The sequence below is a fragment of the Mesorhizobium terrae genome (assembly GCF_008727715.1).
Lineage (GTDB): Bacteria > Pseudomonadota > Alphaproteobacteria > Rhizobiales > Rhizobiaceae > Mesorhizobium > Mesorhizobium terrae.
This window is the reverse complement of record NZ_CP044218.1, coordinates 493,131-512,648: the sequence shown is the minus strand read 5'-3', so window position 1 is coordinate 512,648 and position 19,518 is coordinate 493,131. Positions and strand designations below refer to the sequence as shown.

Here is a 19,518-nt window from a genome sequence, read left to right as displayed (position 1 = left end):
GAACCTGCAACCCGTCAAGAAACTAACGTGTTTCGTCCACCTGCAGAGCACGGTTCTTTCCCGCTCAACCGAAGTTCCGCTCATAGGTGTCGGCAATGAGCTTTTCAGCCGCCTTGGCGGCTTTGGTGGGGGCGCGTTGTTCAATGGCCTTCACGATTGCCTCGTGCATGCCAAGCGCGTGGCTCATGCCGCCGAATTTGGCGAAGGTCTTTGGAACGCTGATGGTAAGGGCCGCGCGGATGACGGAACCGACGGGTGCGAGGAAGCGATTATGCGCGGCCTGGATGATGCCGAGGTGGAAGGCGATGTCGGCTTCCATGGCAAGCCGCGGATTGGAATTGTCTTCGGCCATCGTCGCGAGCGCGGCACGAAGCTGGGCAAGGTCTGCCTCGGTGGCGCGCGCGGCCGCCAGCCTGGCCGCGAGAGGTTCGATCGCCGATCTGATCTCGAACAATTCCTGGGCGAGGGCCTGTTCGTCCTCGTCGTCGTGCCATGACATGACCATGGGATCGAGTGTGTTCCAGGCACTTGGCGCGCGCACGCTCGTGCCGATCCGCTGCTTCGCCTCAATGAAACCCTTACTGGTCAGGATGGTGAGCGCTTCGCGCAGCGTCGTGCGGCTGACTTGAAGCTGGTCGAGCAGGTCGGTTTCCTTCGGCAGCTTGTCACCGGGTCGCAGTTCGCCGCGCAATATGCTGCGCCCCATGCGGGCGGCGATCTGCGCGGGTAGACCGCGTTCGGCAGCCGGCACGGATCCTATCGTCTCGTTCGCCGATATCAGCCTGTTCGATCTCGTCATCTGCAGCCGTCCTCCCGTAGCGGCCCGCCTATTCAACCGCCAGCGGGCCGAGTTGTGCCGCGAAACGCTCCACCATCTCAAGCCCGATCTTGTCGGGGCGTAGCGCGGGGCCACGATCGTGGATTGGAATGCCCGAGCGGGCGCCGAATAGGCGCTTGCCGTAGCAGATCAGGTTCTCGATGCCTTGCATGACGAAAACGGCCGCCGGCAACATGGCCCGGTACTCGGCTTCCGCACCGTCTTCATCGCCGGCGTGGAAGGCATTATAGGCGCGCACCGCATGGTCGATACAGTCGGGGGCAAGGATCATGCCCCGACAGCCAATGCGGAAATTGTCGATCAATTCCAGTCCGCCGCGACCGTTGAATATCGGTACACGATTGTCGGTGCGGGTAATCAGGCCGGCTATGTCGACAACAGGTCCTTCACCCTTGATCAGACTGATGTTGGGGTGCTGCCTAGCGAGATCGCGTATTTCATCCGCTGTCAGCCCACGTCCGAAGAAGGCCGGAGCATTCTGAATGGCCACCGGCAGATCGGTTGCCCCGGCAACGCGCCCGAAGAAGCGGATATACTCGGCCGCTCCATAAGTGCCGACCGGCGGCGGTTGGAGGATTACCCAATCCGCGCCGACGCTTTCGGCATGACGGATCTGGCCGATCTGCTCGGCGACGGAGGCACCGAAGATGGTGAAAGCCAGCGGTACCCTGGCACCGGTGTCTTCCGCCACCCAGTCCATCAGCGTGCGACGTTCAGCCCCCGTCAGCTTCGAGACCTCGGTGGCGAGGCCGAGCGCCGCCATGCCGTGTACCCCGGCTGCAAGGCAAAGTTCCACCTGCCTTCGAATGGCGGCGCGATCCAGTCGTTCCTCGCCATCGAACAGCGCATAGACAATGGCATGGATGCCGTGGAAGTCGACCGTTTCGAACTTGTTCATATGATGCCTCAATGGCTTTCGCGGGGAATGGCGTGGCCGCGGCAACCAACGAGGAAGTCGAGATCGGCACCGCGATCCGCTTGCAATACGTGCTCGACATAGAGGCCTTGATAGCCACCCTGCATGGTGGGGACCGGCGCTTCCCATTCGAGCCGCCGCCGCTCCAGTTCTTCATCGGTAACGTCGAGATGGAGCTTGCGCGCATCCACGTCGAGCTCGATGATGTCGCCGCCGCGCACGAGTGCAAACGGTCCGCCAATGGCGGCTTCCGGCGCCGTATGCAGCACAACCGTGCCAAAGGCGGTGCCGGACATACGCGCATCCGATATCCGCACCATATCGCGCACGCCTTTCTTGAGAAGCTTCTGCGGCAGCGCCATGTTGCCGACCTCGGCCATGCCGGGATAACCCTTCGGGCCGCAGTTCTTCAGCACCATGATGCAGCTTTCGTCTATGTCGAGCGTCGGATCATCGACGGCGGCTTTGTAGTGATCGATGTCCTCGAACACGACCGCCCGACCCCGGTGGCGCATCAGTTCGGGCGAAGCGGCGGAAGGTTTGATGATTGCTCCACCCGGAGCCAGATTGCCGCGCAGGACGGCAATCCCGCCATGCGGTGTCAGCGCTTGTTGCCTCGGCCGGATGACTTGTGGATTGTAGTTCATCGCCCCGGCGAGTTCTTCGCGCAGGGTTCTGCCAGTCACCGTCAAGGCGTCGAGGTCGAGGAGGTTGGCGATCTCCTTCATGACGGCGGGAATGCCGCCGGCGTAGCAGAAATCCTCCATCAGAAAGCGTCCTGAAGGCATCAGATCGACAATGGTGGGTATGTTGCGCCCAAGCTCGTCCCAGTCGTCGAGCGTCAGTTCCACACCGATGCGTCCCGCAATCGCCAGAAGATGCACAACGGCATTGGTCGACCCGCCGATTGCTCCGTTGACGCGGATCGCGTTGGCGAAGGCTTCCTTTTTCAGGATCGCCGACAACCGAAGGTCCTCCCTGACCATTTCGACGATGCGACGGCCGCTCATCCGCGCCAGCCGTGCGCGGTGGGCATCCACTGCGGGGTAGGCCGCGTTGCCGGGCAGGGCGATGCCGAGCGCCTCCACCATCGAGGCCATTGTCGAGGCCGTGCCCATCGTCATGCAGTGACCGGGTGAGCGCGACATCGCACTTTCGGCCTGGGCGAATTCTCGTTCGGTCATGACCCCGGCGCGGACGTCCTCGGAAAACTTCCACACGTCCGTCCCAGAGCCAATCTCCCGGCCCTGAAAGCGTCCATTCAACATCGGACCGCCCGAGACGACGATGGAGGGCAGGTCGCAGGACGCGGCGCCCATGACGAGAGCCGGCGTGGTCTTGTCGCAGCCGGCCATTAGCACCACGCCGTCCATCGGGTTGCCGCGGATCGATTCCTCGACGTCCATGGAAGCGAGATTGCGGAAGAGCATGGCGGTAGGGCGCAGATTGGATTCTCCGCAGGAGAAGACGGGAAACTCCAGCGGCAGCCCGCCGGCCTCGAGCACGCCAGCCTTGATATGTTCGACAAGCCCCCGGAAATGCGCGTTGCAGGGGGTGAATTCGGAGAAGGTGTTGCAGATGCCGATCACCGGCCGGCCATCGAAGGCATCGTCCGGCAGGCCATTGTTCTTCATCCAGCTGCGGTGGATGAAGGCGTCTTTGCCGTGTCCACCGAACCAGTGCTGCGAGCGCCGTTTCGTCACCTTACCAACTCCAGTTTCCGTGCATCGGGCTTGCGGTCATTTGACGGCTCCCATGGTCAGGCCGCGGATCAATTGTTTCTGGAAAACCAGGACAAACAGCAGCACCGGGACCAGCAATACGATCGAGGCTGCCGACAGTTCGCCCCAGCGCACCTGCTGGTATCCGACAAAGGCATAGAGCCCGAGCGGCACGGTCCGCACATCATTGCCGCCGAGAACCAGCGCAAACAGGAACTCGTTCCAGGAAAACAGGAATGCCAGGATCGCCACGGCCGCGATTCCCGGCAGGACGACGGGAAGGCAGATGTGGGCGAAGGCCTGGAAATAGGTCGCGCCGTCAATAGCCGCGGCCTCTTCCAGTTCGCCTGGCAGGTCCTCGAAGAAACCTTTCATGAGCCAGACGACAATGGAAAGGTTGATCGCGACATGAGCGATGATCAGGCCGGCATGCGTGCCGATCAGGCCGGCCTTCACATACATCACGAAGAACGGGATCAGCACGGCGACCGGCGGTGTCATGCGGGTGGTCAAAATCCAGAAACCGTAGTCGGCATTGCCGCGAAAACGGTAGCGTGCCAGCACATAGGCGGCGGGAAGGCCGATCAGCAAGGCAAGCGCCGTCGAGGCGAGCGCTACAACGGCACTGTTGGCGAAATAGGTCCAGATCGTCGGATCGGAGAGAACCTTGAGGTAGTTGTCGAGGATCGGAGCGAACAGGAATTTGGGCCGGCGCGCCATGGCATCGACTTCCGTCTTCAACGACATCATCGCCAGCCAGTAGATCGGAAATAGGCACCAGAGAGCAAAAGCCCACAGTGACAGGCGGCGGGCGAAAGGCGTCAGGATGCGCAGCGCTTTCATAGAGCCGCCCTCGGCACGAACATGCGCATCCGACGCAGGAACATCTGCGCGGCGACGATGGTGATGACCAGCATGACGATCGCGATGGCGGCGGCATAACCCATCGAAAGGAACTCGATGCCCTGTTTGTAAGCCAGGAGATTGAGCGTTCTGGTCGCGATGCCCGGACCGCCGCCCGTCAGCACGAAGATGATGTCGAAGGTCTTGAAGGCGTCGATAGCGCGAAAGACGATGGCCACACCGAGATAGGGCAGAAGCGCCGGCAAGGTGTGATGGAAGAACACTTGGGTCTCGGTCGCGCCATCCATCCTGGCGGCCTGCAACGGCTCCTCATCCATCGCCGCAAGCCCGCCCGCCGCGATCAACAGGATGAAAGGCGCCCACTGCCAGGTGTCGACGACGAGCAGTGACGTCATGGCCATCGCTGCCGTGCCAAGCCAATCCTGCGGCGGCAGGCCAACGAGCTTCAGCAGATAGTTGAACACGCCGAGTGACGGGTTGAGCATCATGCGGAAGGTGAAGACGGCGGCGACGGGCGTGATCGCCATGGGAAGAAGATAGATCGCCCGCAGCAGCGGAACGGCGCGTGTCTCGTGGTGCAAAAACGTGGCTATGGCCACGCCGAGCATGAGCTGGATTGCGACTGCAAGCACGGTGAACAATGCCGTCGCGCGCAACGCCGTCCAGAACTCTTCCGACCGCAATAGGTTGAAGTAGTTCTGCAATCCGGCAAACGCGAGCGAATCCGGTGTCACCAGCGAATAGTTGCTGAGGCTCATCGCCACGGACGCGATGAAGGGAAAGATGGTTAGGCCGAACAACAGCACTGTCGTTGGCGCCAGCATGAGAATGATGAAGCGTGTGCGCGCGTCCATTTCTAGATCACGCCCTTTTTTGGAAGTTGCGCCGTCGTAGTGGCGCAACTCTTATCGAACGATTTCCTGTGCAAGTTCCTGGCCTCACATACTCAGGACCTGCCGAACCTTGCCGTCGGCATCGCCGAAGGCTTGGGTCGCATCCTTGCTGCCGGTGACGACCTCGTTGACGGCAATTCCGACCGCATCGAGGATTTCGGGCGCCTTGGGATGGAACCAGGCGGCTTTGAACAGATCGCCATCGGCGACCTGCAGGTTCTTCAGCGCGGCATCGGCGGCTTGAGCGCCGAAGCGATCGCGAAATGCCGATGTCTGCCAGGCCGAGCTGCGTGGTGTTGCAAGTCCGGCGGCGGCGGTGAGTGCCGATGTCGGCTTGGAAGTCGCCCACATCAAGAACAGCCAGGCAGCCTCCTTGTTTGCCGACTTGGCATTGATGCCAGTCATCCAATGCCACATGTTGGGCTTGGCCGACTTGTTCGCAGGAGCCGGTAAGACACCGAAAAGGGTGTTTCCGGCGACGGTGCTCTTGGACTTGTCTTCGATGTCGGTGGCGAAGTTTGAAGAATCGCAGCCGATGGCGACCGCGCCCTGCATGAAGTCGTTCAGGCATTCCATCCAGTGATAACCGGCGATGCCGACGGGACCTGCCTCGCGAAGCAGCCGGCCATACATGTCGAGCCCGGCGATCGATTCCGGCATCGTGAGGCCGGACTTGCCGTCCTTCGTCACATAGGCGCCGCCATAAGAGAAAACGAAACCCGCCAGCGTCCAAGGGGCGGCGTCGCCCGTCGGCTTTGCCCGCATGGCGATGCCGGCAACTTCCTCGCTCTTCAGCGTTTTGGCGAGTTTGAACAGTTCGTCCATCGAGGCCGGAGCGGAGAAACCCTTCGCGTCCAGCATCGACTTGTTCATGAACAGGGTCTGCGCTTCCGCGGTGATGGCCAGGCCGTAGGAGGCGCCGTCACTCCATTTTTCGAAACTGCGCGCAGAGGAAAAAATATCAGCGTCGTCGTACCAGGCGGCATCGAACAACGATGCGTCGTTGCGGTATGCATCGAGCGGCTGCAGCCATTTGGCAGAAATCGCTTGGCCAAGCGCCCAGATCATGAAGATGTCCGGCGTGGCGCTGCCGCCGCCCAGCTTTACCGGCATGGAGGCGGCGAACTCCGTCTCGGATTGCTTCTCGACCTTGACCTCGATCCCGGTCAGCTGCGTGAAAAGCGAGATCAGCGGCACGATCGCGTGCATCCAGACGTGTTCCAGCCCGCCCAGCACGATCGTTTGCCCCTTGTATCTTTGCCAGTCGACTTTCGCGCCGGCATAGAGCTTGAGCAGTTCGGTGCTGTTCTCCTGCGCATAGACCGGTAGCCCTGAGTGGAGGGCGATCACACCGCCCGCAGCCAATATCGAAGTCGCACGCAGGAACGAACGACGGTCCACTGCAAGGTGCAGTCCTCCCGTCGGCATTTTCACCTTGTCCATCACATCCTCCCACGGAGCCGGCGCCATGCCGGACAACAAGATCAACTCGCATCTTGAATACTCATATTATCGGAGTTATTGATGGTCAAGACGGAATGAAGGAGAGGACATTTGGTCGACGTCGAACTGTCCAGTGTGGGAAAAAGCTGGGGTGCGGTGCAGGTCATCCGCAACCTGGATATTCATGTGAAGGACGAGGAGTTCCTAGTGTTGCTCGGCCCGTCGGGCTGCGGCAAGACCACGACGATGCGCATGATCGCCGGTCTCGAGGACGTCACCTCGGGCGACATACGCATCGGTGGCCAGTCGGTCGTGGGCAAACTCGCACGCGAGCGCGACATCGCCATGGTTTTCCAGAACTATGGGCTCTACCCGCACATGAGCGTGGCCGACAATATCGGCTATCCGCTGCGGCTACGCAAAGTCCAGGTCGACGAGCGGCGGGAGCGCGTCAAATCCGCTGCCCGCAAGGTTCATCTCGAAGATCTACTCGAGCGCAAGCCGCGTGCCCTATCGGGCGGGCAACGTCAGCGGGTTGCACTGGCCCGGGCAATCGTGCGCACTCCGCGCCTGTTCATGCTCGATGAGCCGCTTTCCAACCTCGATGCCAAGCTGCGGGTTTCGATGCGCGCGGAACTCAAGCACCTGCATCATGAGATGAGGACGACCACGATCTATGTCACGCACGATCAGATCGAGGCCATGACGCTGGCAACCCGCGTTGCCGTCATGCATGGTGGCCGCATCGTCCAGCTCGACACGCCCGAAAACATCTACAAGGACCCTTCCGAGCTGTTCGTCGCCGCTTTCATCGGTTCGCCACCGATGAACCTGCTACGTGGGACGATGTCTATTGGAGCCTTCCGCGGCGCCGGATTTGAAATAGCCTCGCTACCGGCATCGCTTGGCGGAAGCGTCACGCTGGGTATCCGCCCCGACGATGTCGCGCTCGTGCCGGGGCCGGACGGCGCAGACATCGTCGCCACGGTCTTTGCCACCGAGTTCGTCGGTCAAAGCACCCTGGTTTCGATCAAGGCTGGCGACGACCTCTTCTGCGCGGTAGCCGACGCCAATCGGAAGGTAACGATCGGCGAGACGGTCTTTCTCAAACTCGATCGCAGCCGCATCTTTTTCTTTGATACGGCAAACGACAAGCGCCTGCGGCCGGCTTGAATCAACCCATGAAGGATTACGACTATATCATCGTTGGCGGCGGTAGTTCGGGCTGCGTGGCGGCCTGGCGCCTGGTCGAGGAATTCGGCGCCCGGGTCCTGCTCCTGGAGGCAGGAGCACGCCGCATGAGCCCGCTCATGCATATGCCCGCCGGCTACATGAAATATCTGGGGCGCGATACCTATCTCGACATGCATCACATGGTGCCGCAGCCACAACTGGACGGCAGAAGCACGATCGTGCCGCAGGCCAGGGGTCTCGGCGGCGGTTCGTCAGTGAACGCCATGGTCTACATGCGCGGACAAGCGGCCGACTACGACAATTGGGCCGACATGCTGGGCACCGGTCACGACTGGTCGTGGGCCGACATGCTCGAGCACTTCAAGGTACTCGAAAACAACGATCACCTGGGCGCGCCCGCCCATGGCAATGCCGGTCCGCTTAACGTGTCCGCACCTTTTCACCGCTGCGCGATGACCGACGCTTTCGTGGCCGCCGTCCAGAATGCTGGCGAAGTCTTCACCCCGGATTTCAATGGCGGCCGCCAGCGCGGTGTCGGTTACATGCAATCGACGATCGGGCCGGATCGCCGTCGTTGCAGCGCCTCCGATGCTTTCCTGTCGCGGGTGCTGGACGATCCCAGGCTGGAACTGCGCACGCAAACCACGGTCGACCGGGTTCTGGTCGAGGCGGGCCGGGCCAAGGGTGTCGAGTTCCGCCGCAACGGCCGGGTCGAGCGTCTCTATGCCGGCTCCGGCGTCATCCTCGCTTCCGGCACCTACATCACTCCCAAGCTCTTGATGCTGTCGGGGATCGGCGATGCCGATCATCTGCGATCGCTGGAGATTGCTCCGGTCTGCGACCTACCCGGTGTCGGACGGAATTTGCAGGATCACTGCGAGGTGCCCGTGATCTTCAAGAGCAATGGACGGTATGGTTATTTCGGCGAAGATCGCGGTTGGCGGATGCTTCGCAACGGACTGCAATATCTGCTTTTCAGATCCGGGCCCGTCACGTCGATCGGCGTTGAGGCCTGTGCTTTCGTCAATCCCGACGATGCTAAGGCCGATGCCACGCTCAAGATCTACTGTGTTCCAACCGTCTATGTGGACCGCGATATCTCCGGCGTCGAAGCCTGCGACGGCCTGACGATGACCTGTTGCCTGCTGCGCCCGCGTTCGCGTGGCAAGGTCACGCTGCGCTCAAACCGGCCTGACGACATGCCGCTCATCGACGGTGGCTTTCTACGCGATCCGCATGACGTGGAAACGATCATCAAGGGGCTGAAGACGGCGCGTTCCTTCGCGCGCCAGCAGCCGCTAACCGGTCTGCTCGAAGAAGAGATCGTACCGGGCGGCACGGCCGCTGACGATGAGGCTTTGCGCGTTCACGCCAAACGAATGGTCAAGACAAATTATCATCCGGTAGGCACCTGCCGGATGGGGCCGGACGGCGACCCGTCGGCGGTGGTCGACCCGAAATCCATGTCGGTCCGCGGACTGGAGGGGTTGCATGTGATCGACTGTTCGGTGATGCCGACGATCGTCAGCGGCAACACCAATGCGCCGGCCATGGCGATTGCCCACAAGGCCGCCGGCCTGATCCACGCGGCCCAGCGCTAGAGCCGCGCAGACGAACTTCGCCCGTTCACCACTCGGCGAAGGATCCGTCCGCATGGCGCCAGATGGGATTGCGCCAGCGATGACCCTTCCGCGCCTGCTCCTTGACATAATCCTCGTCGATTTCGACCCCCAGCCCCGGGCCGTCGGGAATGGCCACGAAGCCGTCTTCATAGCGGAAGACGTCCTTGTTCTTCGCATAGTCGAGCAGGTCGTTGCCCGTATTGTAGTGGATGCCGAGGCTCTGCTCCTGGATGAAGCAGTTGTAGCTCACTGCGTCGAGTTGCAGGCAGGCGGCCAGCGCGATCGGCCCGAGCGGACAATGGGGAGCCACCGCAATGTCGTAGGCTTCGGCCATTGCGGCGATCTTGCGGCATTCGGTGATACCGCCGGCATGCGAAAGGTCTGGCTGGATGATATCGACGGCGCCTTCCTCGAACACGTGCTTGAAATCCCAGCGGCTGTAGAGACGCTCGCCCAAAGCGATGGGGGCGGACGACATGGCGGCGATTTCCTTCAGCGCCTCGCGGTTTTCGCTCAGCACGGGTTCTTCGATGAACATGAGCCGATACGGTTCCAGCTCCTTGACGAGAGCCTTTGCCATGGGGCGATGTACGCGGCCGTGGAAGTCGACGGCAATGCCGATATGCGGCCCGACGGCCTCGCGCACGGTCGCCACGCGCTCGACGGCGGCATCGATGCGGTCGTGGCTGTCGACGATCTGCAGTTCCTCGGTGCCGTTCATCTTCAGCGCGGTGAAACCGCGCGCCACGACCTGCCTTGCGCCCTCGGCGACCTCCGACGGACGATCGCCGCCTATCCAGGAGTAGACTTTGATGCGGTCGCGGCAGCGGCCGCCAAGAAGCTCGTGGACGGGCACGCCAAGCGCCTTGCCCTTGATATCCCAAAGCGCCTGATCGATGCCAGCGATGGCACTCATCAGGATAGGCCCACCGCGATAGAAGCCGCCGCGATGCATGACGGACCAATGGTCCTCGATCAGCCGCGGATCCTTGCCGACAAGATAGTCCGCCAGTTCCTTCACCGCTGCCTCGACCGTCAGGGCGCGTCCCTCCACGACGGGTTCGCCCCAGCCGCAGATACCTTCATCGGTTTCGATCTTCAGGAACAGCCAGCGCGGCGGCACGATATAGGTGGTGAGGGCGGTGATCTTCATCTTGTCGGGTCCGGCTCAGCTGTTCTTGATTTGCTTGGCGCTCACCAGGTCACGGGCCGCGAGATCGAGAATATGGTTGGCCGCCTTCCTCGCCGCGTCGCCGTTGCGCAGCCGCAACGCCTCCACAACTTCCTGGTGGGCCTTCACGGCCTCGGCGCGCCGATCGAGCGAGATCACGGCGGTTGCTTCCAATGAAAACTTCAGCGCCGTATCGATCATCCCGCCGATCTGCCGGAAGATCGGATTATGGCTTGCCCGGTAGAGGGTCTGGTGAAAGGTGATGTCCGATCGCGAGAACTTGACGATGTCCTCGCCGGCGTTGGCCATTCCCTCCCAGGCCGTTTCCAGATCGGCGATTTCGCGCAACGTTGCTCGTGTGGCGGCAAGTTCCGCCACCAGCGGCTCTATCGCACGCCGAGTTTCGAGGATGGCGTCGAACAATTTGTCGTCCAGCGCATGCGGAGCATGCCAGGCGAGCACCTGGGAATCGATGATGTTCCAGTTGTCTTCGTCGCAGACGATCGTACCCACCCTGGGGCGACTCAGGACCAGTCCCTTGGCTGCCAATACCTTCAAAGCTTCGCGGATCACCGTTCTGCTGACGCCATGCTCGGCACCCAGATCGTTTTCGGTCGGCAGGAAGGTGCCCGGCTGGTAGCGGCCCGAAAATATGTCGGACGCGATCGCCTGCGTGGTGTCTGACATCACGCGAGGCCGCTGCACCTTTCGCTCCTTCTCCCGCAGTCCCTGCGAGGTGTCAGCCATTTATTCCTCCCTCCACGGGCAATCTCGTGATTCCCTTGCCGAGACTACTGGGGACAGCGGTTACCGCAATCTTCCTAATTCGTATTCTGTTATCTCATTTATCATACCAAGACAATTGACTGGTATGATGATATCAAATATTGGTGCAACCAGGGCATGCAGCCCAAGTCGCGTTCTGGGAGGAAACCATGCGATTTCTGAAGAAGGCGCTCGTCGCCAGCGCATTTGCCGTGACTGCCATTGTCATGAGCGCATCAGCCTATGCGGCGGACGTGAAGATCGGTTTCGTTGTCAAGCAGCCGGAGGAGCCCTGGTTCCAGGACGAATGGAAGTTCGCTGACCAGGCTGCGAAGGAAAAAGGCTTCACGCTTGTGAAGATCGGGGCCGAAGACGGCGAGAAACTCATGTCGGCGATCGACAATCTGGGCGCCCAGGGCGTTCAGGGTTTTGTGGTCTGCACACCCGACGTCAAGCTCGGCCCGGGTATCGTCGCCAAGGCTGCGGCGAACAATCTCAAGCTGATGACGGTCGACGATCGACTGGTCGGCGCCGACGGCAAGCCGCTGGAAGACGTTCCGCATATGGGCATTTCCGCCACCAAGATCGGCGAGGCCGTAGGGCAGGCGATCGTCGACGAGATGAAGGCGCGCGGCTGGAATGCCGACGAGGTCGGCGCGATCCGCGTTTCCTACGACCAGCTGCCGACCGCAGTGGACCGTGTCGAAGGCGCGATCTCGGTCCTCAAGAAGAACGGCTTCAAGGCTTCGAACATCTTCGACGCACCGCAGGCCAAGACCGACACGGAAGCTGCGCTGAATGCCGCGACCGTCGTGCTTAACGCCCATCCGAATATCAAGAAATGGGTTGCCTTCGGCCTCAACGACGAAGCTGCGCTCGGTGCGGTTCGTGCCTCGGAGAGCGTCGGCATTCCGGCCACCAACATGATCGGCGTCGGCATCGGTGGCGCGGATTCGGCGATCAACGAATTCAAGAAGCCGCAGCCTACCGGCTTCGTCGGCAGCGTCATCATCTCGCCCAAACGCCATGGCTACGAGACGTCGCTCAACATGTATGGCTGGATCGCCGACAACAAGGAGCCGGAAAAGCTGATCCTGACATCAGGCTCCCTTGCCAAGCGCGACGACTACCAGAAAGTTCGCAAGGACCTCGGTCTCGAATAGGTTCGAGTAAACAGGTGGAATGGCGGCGGGTTTTCGCCCGCCGCCCCTCTCAGGGGCTTGCCGATGTCCTTTCTCGAATTCTCCGAAATTTCCAAATCCTATCCCGGCGTACGGGCGCTGTCCGGCGTATCCTTCGGTGTCGAGAAGGGCGCCGTGCATGGCCTCATGGGAGAGAATGGGGCCGGAAAGTCGACGCTGATCCGCATTCTTTCCGGCGATCAGAACGCCGATTCCGGAGAAATCAGGATCGACGATCGCGCTCAGCATTATCATTCGACGCGCGACGCCTTTCATGCCGGCGTCATCGTCATCCATCAGGAACTGCAACTGGTTCCCGAATTGACCGTCGCTGAAAACCTGCGGCTGGGCCGCTTCCCCAGCAATGGCGGCGTCATTCAGGCCAGGCGGATGTTCGCCGATGTCGGCGACAAACTGAAGGCGGCCGGCATCGATATCGACCCCGGGCGCAAGATCAAGACACTCTCCATCGGCGAACGGCAGATGGTGGAGATCGCCAAGGCGATGATGCTCGACGCGCGTGTCATCGCGCTGGACGAGCCGACATCCTCGCTTTCGTCCCGCGAGAGCGAAATCCTCTTCTCGCTGATCGACCGGCTTCGGGCCGAGGGCAAAGTCATCCTCTACATCTCCCATCGCATGGACGAGGTCTTTCGCCTTTGCGACAGCCTGACGGTGCTGCGCGACGGCAAGCTTGCGGCCCATCACCCGCATCTGGCGGGTGTTACGCGCGATCAGGTCGTGGCTGAAATGGTCGGGCGCGAAATTTCCAACGTCTGGGGCTGGCGCGGCCGACCGGCCGGCGAAGTGCGCCTGAAAGTCGAAGGCGTCGCCGGCGACAAGCTGCGCCTGCCGGCAGGCTTCGAGGCGCGTGCCGGTGAGATACTGGGCTTCTTCGGCCTGATCGGCGCCGGTCGATCCGAATTGATGCGGCTGGTATTCGGCGCCGACCCACGCTGGGCAGGCACGGTGCATGTCGATGGCAAGGCTGTCGCGGCTTCCGATCCGCATCACGCCATACGCTCCGGCGTCGTACTGTGTTCGGAAGACCGGAAGTATGACGGCATCATCCAGGGTCGCTCGATCGAGGAAAACATCAACATCTCCTCGCGTCGGCACAATGCACGCCTCGGGCTGCTCGACCGGAAACAGGAAGCGGACACGGCGGAAACCTTCATCCGCAAGCTCAAGATCCGCACGCCTTCGCGTAAGCAGGATGTTGTCAACCTGTCCGGCGGCAACCAGCAGAAGGTCATCCTGGCGCGCTGGCTAGCCGAGCAGGGCATCGGCACCCTGATCGTCGATGAGCCGACCCGCGGCATCGATGTCGGCGCGAAATCCGAGATCTACGAAATCCTGTACCAGCTTGCCGAAAGCGGCATGGCGATCGTCGTCATCTCCAGCGAACTGCCCGAGGTCATGGGCATCTGCGACCGCATCCACGTCATGTGCGAAGGGCGCATCCGGGCGGAATTGACACGCGACCGTTTCAACGAACGCGAAATCCTGGCCGCCGCCTTGCCGGACAAGAGCGTTCCGGCGGCAATCGCATCCTGAGGAGCTTGTTCATGCATACATCGCTCAAGAAAGTCCTCCTCGGCGAACAGGGTCTGGTGGTCATCTTCGTGCTTGCCTTCGCGCTGGTTTCGCTGCTCGTCCCGAACTTTCTGACCGAGCGCAACATGCTTGGCCTGCTGCAATCGGTGGTCACGGTCGGCATCGTCGCCTGCACCATGATGTTCTGTCTGGCGGCGCGGGATTTCGACCTGTCGGTCGGTTCCAACGTGGCGTTTGCCGGCATGGTCGCGGTCATGGCCTCCAATGCGACGGGATCGATCCTGCTCGGGCTCCTGGCCGCCTTGGCCTGCGGCGCCGTCGTCGGCGCCGCCAACGGCGTGGTCATCGCCAAGTTTCGCATCAACGCGCTGATCACCACGCTCGCCACCATGCAGATTGTGCGCGGCCTGGCGCTCATCGCATCGGACGGGCGCGCGGTGGGCATCAACGATCCCAATTTCTACCAGCTTGCCTTATCGAAACTCCTGGGTGTGCCGACGCCAATCTGGGTGTTGATCCTGCTGTTTGTCGCTTTCGGCTTCGGGCTCAATCGCACCGTTTTCGGCAAGAATACGCTGGCCGTCGGCGGCAACCCCGAGGCGTCGAGGCTTGCGGGCGTCAATGTTGACATGACGCGCATCTGGATTTTCGCCCTTCAGGGCCTCACCTGCGCGGTGGCCGGCATATTGCTGGCCTCCCGCATCACCTCGGGGCAGCCCAACGCTGCGGTCGGACTGGAACTCTCGGTGATCTCCGCGTGCGTGCTGGGGGGCGTTTCACTGGACGGCGGCCGCGCCACCATGTCGGGCGTGATCGTTGGCGTACTCATAATGGGCATCGCCGAGAACGTCATGAACCTGCTCAACATTCCGGCCTTCTACCAATATATCGTCCGCGGCGTGATCCTGCTCATCGCGGTACTGCTCGACAATCTGCGTTCATCCGCCCTCGGCCGCCGTTAAACATCCATGGCAGACAGGCTTCTGCGACACAACAGGGTGGCGAAGTCGGCACAAGTCCGCGCGGAGGGGCTTCCGTCGGATAAGCTTTGCCAACACAAAGGCGCTTTCTACGAGTGGCAGGCCTTACTGTTACCGATGGTCTGCCTGCTCTACAGGCGGCCTCACGATGACGATCAAGAACTGAGATGGACATGATGGGTGAGCGGCTGGCAGGCAAGCGCATTTTTCTCACCGGAGCAGCGCAAGGTATAGGCGAAGCCATCGCCAGGCAATGTCTGGCGGAAGGCGCGCGCGTTTTTCTCGTCGACCGCGACGGCGACCTGCTCGCCAGCACCGCCAAAACCCTCGAAGCGCCGAGCGGATCATTCGGCTTCGCGACGGTCGATATCACCGACGGGCAAGCAATCGAGGCCGCCATGGCCGATGCTTGCGTGGCCATCGGAGCCGTCAACGCGGTCATCAACAATGCCGGTATTAATGTCTTTCACGCACCGCTTGAAACCAGCGGCGCGGAATGGGATCGTTGTTTCGATGTCAATCTGAAAGGGGCCTGGAATTGCTGCAAGGCGGCCCTGCCAGGAATGATAGCGGCCGGCGGCGGCGTCATTCTCAACATCGCCTCGACACATGCGTTCACCATCATCCCGCACACTTTTCCTTACCCGCTCGCCAAGCATGCGCTGCTCGGCATGACCAAGGCGCTGGCGCTGGAATATGCCGCGCAAGGTGTGCGCGTGAATGCGCTGGCACCGGGTTATGTCGAGACGCAGAAGGCGGTGGACTACTGGAACTCGTTTCCCGATCCGGAGGCGGCGCAGGCAAAGACGCTCGCTCTGCATCCAGGCAATCGCATAGCCACACCAAGCGAAATCGCCAAAGCCGCCGTTTTCATGATTTCCGACGAATGTCCGTTCATGAACGCAGCCTGCCTCGTCATCGACGGCGGCCTCAGCATGCTCCAGCATCCGGCTTGAAGGCGGGTTGATAACTCCTGAGAAGAAGTGGTCGTCGAAAAATCCGGAACTAAAAAGTTCTGAGGATGATCGTAAGTGATGAAATCCGAACGTTAGGATTTTAGCGTTTCACGACGGTAGCGCGTAAGGCGTTTCCGCTATAGAAGTAAGATTGTAATTTCTTATTAATGTGATTTTTAAGTACACATTGATAAATATTTCAGTAATTTTGGAAATTTGTTCCGATTATTACTAAGATTAGCAGTAAAGATTTTTTGTTACCACGAAGGAGTATGAGCATATTCCGCTTGTACATCGTTGCAGCCATGCGCAACGGTAGTTGTAGTTCGGATCGTAGCGATATTCAGCGCGTCTCGCGTCAACCCATCGACTGCAGGCTATCACCGGCAGCTTGGCTTAAAGATATGTCCACACACAGTGGTATCTTTGCGCCCTTTGCTCGAGGGGCCGCGAGCAGGGTTGATCGGGCAGCCGGCGCCGGGACTAGCGAAGCCCTTCCGCCAATCTGATCGGTCGATTGCATCCCTCGCGGTGCGGATGTGCCAGGTGCGAGCGAAGAGCCGCGCTTGTTGCAAAAATCGAAACCTGTTACTTAACATGATAAATGACATGTCGTGCGAAGGCGTGAGGCAGCGTTGGACCTATTGAGCTCTGCGGAATTGCTCCACAAGGACCGGATACGGACGCCTTTCAGCCGCTGGGTCGACGATCTGCACTCCACTTGCGGGAGTTTCCGACCCCGCGCCATGGATACAAGTCTCCACATTCGTGGCGAGGCCCGCCGCATCAATGCCTGCGGCATGGAATTTTCGCACATCTCCAACGATCTCGACCGCGTCGATCATGACTGGGACGATGTTCGGCGCGATGCCATCGAACAGCTTTTCCTGCTTGTGCAACTCGAAGGTGGGTGCGGTGTGGAGCACGGCGGCCGGCAAAGCGCACTGAATGTGGGCGACTGCATTCTGGTCGATTCCACCAAGCCGACGACATTCCATTTCGGCGGCAAGTTCAGCAACCATCTATCTCTCAACCTGCCCAGGCAACTCATCTATTTCCACGGTGGCGACAAGCTCGATATAGCGCGCACGCTGGATGCGGCCGATCCGATGGCCGTCACGCTGCGGGCTCTTGTGGCCAAAGTTCTCGCAACGGCCGAGAACGATGCTCACGCTGCGAACCTGCGCCAATTGATGCTCGACGCGACCCGTCAGGCCTTTGTGTCCGACGTGGAAGGCGTACTTTCGTTCGAATCGCTCAGCGACCTGGCATCCCGGCGACTGCGACTGGTCGATGTTCTGATCGATCAGCATCTGACAAATCCTCGTCTTTCCGCGCAATGGCTGGCAAAGCGCATGGGCGTTTCGATGCGGATCCTGCAATTGCATTTTCAGGATCTCGGCATGACTTGCACCACCTTCATTCGCGACAAGCGCTTGCGTTTCGCGCGCGAGAAGATCAGGCAGCTCCAATTCCAGCCCGGCACACAGACCATAGCGGATGTCGCCTATTCCGTTGGCTTCAACGACCTGTCCTATTTCAACCGCTGTTTCAAAGAATTGTTTGCCTGCGCGCCGAGTGACCTCTTGAGGCCGGTATCGCGAGGAAAGATGCACTAGCTCCTGGCCTCCGCCGTGCTCTTTTTCGACATCGAGAGCCATTGCTGAAGCCGCATAAGTAGGCATTTCTCGACCGGGGCTCCGCAGCCAGGGACGATAGCGCTGAGAGCCTTCGCTCGGCCAAAACCTCCACCTCAATTTTACGTTCAAGTCCGTCCGGGTTTCGTTTCGCTCCAAGACAGGTCTTGGCGGGACGTGTTGGTTTGTGCCGACGCGGTTGCAAAAAGAACCCGTCCCAAGATCGGGGCAGGGGCGCGGACCGCACATCTGGAGGAGAACGAAACATATGGTTCCGGTGAAATTCAGCCGCGCTATCGCGGTCGCTCTGCTGACTGCCACGACGGCCCTGACGACCCACACTCTTGCGCGTGCGCAAGAGCTGGTGCTTGGCGTCATCGGCAACAGCAAGGACATGGTGCAGCCCTATACGCCGACCAGCTCGGCATCTGCCGGCTCGCTGTACAACCAACTTTATGACGGGCTGACGGCGTATGATTCCAAGGGCGCGGTGGTGATGGAACTCGCCGAGTCCATGACACCCAACGCCACCCTGGACGCCTGGACCGTCAAACTTCGTCCGAACGTCAAGCGCCATGACGGTAAGCCGTTCACCGCCGCCGACGTGATCGCCAGCATCAAATACATGATGGACCCGGCGAACAATTTCGTCGTCTCGAGCCAGATCGATTTCGTCGATCCCGCCAAGATACGCAAGGTCGACGACCTGACGATGGAATTCACGCTCAAGCGTCCCTTCGGTCTTTTTGCCAATGCCTTCGCGGACAATGATTTCAGGATGCGCGCCATTGCCGACGACGGATCGGTGGTCGGCACGGGCCCGTTCAAGCTCGATTCCTTCACCCCGGGCCAGGAAGCGCGCCTGACCCGTTTCGACGATTATTGGGGCGAAAAGCCCGGCTTCGACAAGCTCCGCATCATCGGGTTCAGGGACCAACAGGCGGTCACCAATGCGTTGCGCGGCGGACAGATCGACGTTGCCTATTCAGTGCCGTACACGGACGTTCCGGCGTTGACCAAGGACCCAAAGCTGAAAACCGTGGTCAGCGGCACGACAACCTATCCAATGATAGCCGTGCGGGTGGATACACCGCCATTCAACGACCAAAAGGTTCTGGAAGCGCTCAAGCTGGTGGTCGACCGCCAGCAGATCGTCGACAATGCGTTCGGTGGCTTTGGCATGATCGCCAACGACTATCTGGGCAACAACACGGCCTGCCCAGCACCAGCCGAGCCGCAACGCGTGCAGGACATCGCCAAGGCAAAGCAATTGCTGGCCGAGGCCGGGAAAAGCAACCTCAAGCTCGAACTGGTGACCGACGGTGCCTTCGCCGGCATGATGGAAATGGCGCAACTCTTCGCGCAGCAGGCCGCGCAAGCAGGCATCACCATCAAGGTTCGCCGGCTTGATCCCGCTTCCTTCCTCAACCGCTGGAGGGAATGGCCGTTTCTGATCAGCCTGACCAGCGGGCCTTATGAAACGGCCACGCTCGCAGCGCTGCTGCCGGAGCAGGGTGAGAACGCAACGCATTTCAACGATGCGGAATACAACGATCTCGCCAAGAAGCTGCAGAGCACCGGCGATCTGGCGGAGCAATGCAAGCTGATCACCCAGTTGCAGGCGATCGAATACAAGCGCAGCGGCCACATCGTCGCCGCCTATCCCGAAAACATCACTGTCTACCGCGATACGGTGAACGGACTGACGCCCGACCTCTACGGTCGCACCGCGATCCAGTTCGGTGGCGTCACCGTCAACAAGTAGCCAGTCTTGTCGCTA

At 60.7% G+C, this 19,518-nt stretch carries 16 protein-coding genes; 8 read left to right on the top strand and 8 right to left on the bottom strand.

Annotation, left to right across the window (positions count from 1 at the left end; translation table 11 throughout):
- Positions 1–64 precede the first annotated feature (64 nt).
- From FZF13_RS03755 to FZF13_RS03730, 6 genes are all read right to left on the bottom strand, one after another.
- A complete protein-coding gene (locus tag FZF13_RS03755) occupies positions 65–799 on the bottom strand; it encodes a FadR/GntR family transcriptional regulator (protein WP_024924959.1) in 735 nt (244 codons plus the stop codon).
- A gap of 28 nt (positions 800–827) precedes the next feature.
- Complete coding sequence (locus tag FZF13_RS03750) at positions 828–1,736, bottom strand: dihydrodipicolinate synthase family protein (RefSeq protein ID WP_024924958.1); 909 nt, start codon at positions 1,734–1,736, stop codon at positions 828–830.
- An 8-nt stretch (positions 1,737–1,744) separates the two neighbouring features.
- Positions 1,745–3,457 (bottom strand): IlvD/Edd family dehydratase, encoded by a 1,713-nt coding sequence (locus tag FZF13_RS03745; RefSeq protein WP_024924957.1) that lies wholly within the window; start codon positions 3,455–3,457, stop codon positions 1,745–1,747.
- A gap of 36 nt (positions 3,458–3,493) precedes the next feature.
- Entirely contained in the window at positions 3,494–4,318 is an 825-nt protein-coding gene (locus tag FZF13_RS03740; RefSeq protein ID WP_024924956.1) for a carbohydrate ABC transporter permease, read from the bottom strand.
- Entirely contained in the window at positions 4,315–5,193 is an 879-nt protein-coding gene (locus FZF13_RS03735; protein ID WP_024924955.1) for a carbohydrate ABC transporter permease, read from the bottom strand. Before FZF13_RS03735 ends, FZF13_RS03740 begins: the two co-directional genes overlap by 4 nt.
- Positions 5,194–5,277: 84 nt before the next feature.
- Positions 5,278–6,675 (bottom strand): ABC transporter substrate-binding protein, encoded by a 1,398-nt coding sequence (locus tag FZF13_RS03730; protein ID WP_024924954.1) that lies wholly within the window; start codon positions 6,673–6,675, stop codon positions 5,278–5,280.
- A 111-nt stretch (positions 6,676–6,786) separates the two neighbouring features.
- On the opposite strand from FZF13_RS03730, the gene FZF13_RS03725 reads away from it, so the two are divergent.
- Both FZF13_RS03725 and FZF13_RS03720 read left to right on the top strand, forming a co-directional pair.
- Positions 6,787–7,848 carry an ABC transporter ATP-binding protein gene (locus tag FZF13_RS03725; RefSeq protein WP_024924953.1) on the top strand — a complete coding sequence of 354 codons (1,062 nt, stop codon included), beginning with the start codon at positions 6,787–6,789 and terminating at the stop codon, positions 7,846–7,848.
- Between the two features lie 8 nt (positions 7,849–7,856).
- On the top strand, positions 7,857–9,470 hold the full coding sequence (locus FZF13_RS03720; protein ID WP_024924952.1) for a GMC family oxidoreductase: 1,614 nt from the start codon (positions 7,857–7,859) through the stop codon (positions 9,468–9,470).
- Positions 9,471–9,495: 25 nt separating this feature from the next.
- Here FZF13_RS03720 and dgoD read toward each other — a convergent pair whose 3' ends face one another.
- Positions 9,496–10,644: a galactonate dehydratase gene (gene dgoD, locus FZF13_RS03715; RefSeq protein ID WP_024924951.1), complete on the bottom strand. Its 1,149-nt coding sequence runs from the start codon at positions 10,642–10,644 to the stop codon at positions 9,496–9,498.
- A gap of 15 nt (positions 10,645–10,659) precedes the next feature.
- Positions 10,660–11,409, bottom strand: coding sequence for a FadR/GntR family transcriptional regulator (locus tag FZF13_RS03710; RefSeq protein ID WP_024924950.1), 750 nt, complete (start codon positions 11,407–11,409; stop codon positions 10,660–10,662).
- 188 nt (positions 11,410–11,597) lie between these two features.
- On the opposite strand from FZF13_RS03710, the gene FZF13_RS03705 reads away from it, so the two are divergent.
- From FZF13_RS03705 to FZF13_RS03680, 6 genes are all read left to right on the top strand, one after another.
- The gene (locus FZF13_RS03705) at positions 11,598–12,590 is read left to right on the top strand and encodes an arabinose ABC transporter substrate-binding protein (protein WP_024924949.1); all 993 of its coding nucleotides are present in this window, start codon (positions 11,598–11,600) and stop codon (positions 12,588–12,590) included.
- A gap of 63 nt (positions 12,591–12,653) precedes the next feature.
- Positions 12,654–14,165, top strand: coding sequence for an L-arabinose ABC transporter ATP-binding protein AraG (gene araG / locus FZF13_RS03700; RefSeq protein WP_024924948.1), 1,512 nt, complete (start codon positions 12,654–12,656; stop codon positions 14,163–14,165).
- A gap of 11 nt (positions 14,166–14,176) precedes the next feature.
- Positions 14,177–15,127 (top strand): L-arabinose ABC transporter permease AraH, encoded by a 951-nt coding sequence (gene araH / locus FZF13_RS03695; RefSeq protein ID WP_024924947.1) that lies wholly within the window; start codon positions 14,177–14,179, stop codon positions 15,125–15,127.
- A 194-nt stretch (positions 15,128–15,321) separates the two neighbouring features.
- Positions 15,322–16,101 carry an SDR family oxidoreductase gene (locus tag FZF13_RS03690; protein WP_024924946.1) on the top strand — a complete coding sequence of 260 codons (780 nt, stop codon included), beginning with the start codon at positions 15,322–15,324 and terminating at the stop codon, positions 16,099–16,101.
- Between the two features lie 635 nt (positions 16,102–16,736).
- Positions 16,737–17,720 (top strand): helix-turn-helix domain-containing protein, encoded by a 984-nt coding sequence (locus FZF13_RS03685; RefSeq protein WP_024924945.1) that lies wholly within the window; start codon positions 16,737–16,739, stop codon positions 17,718–17,720.
- A gap of 286 nt (positions 17,721–18,006) precedes the next feature.
- A complete protein-coding gene (locus FZF13_RS03680; protein WP_024924944.1) occupies positions 18,007–19,503 on the top strand; it encodes an ABC transporter substrate-binding protein in 1,497 nt (498 codons plus the stop codon).
- The last annotated feature ends 15 nt before the right edge of the window (positions 19,504–19,518 follow it).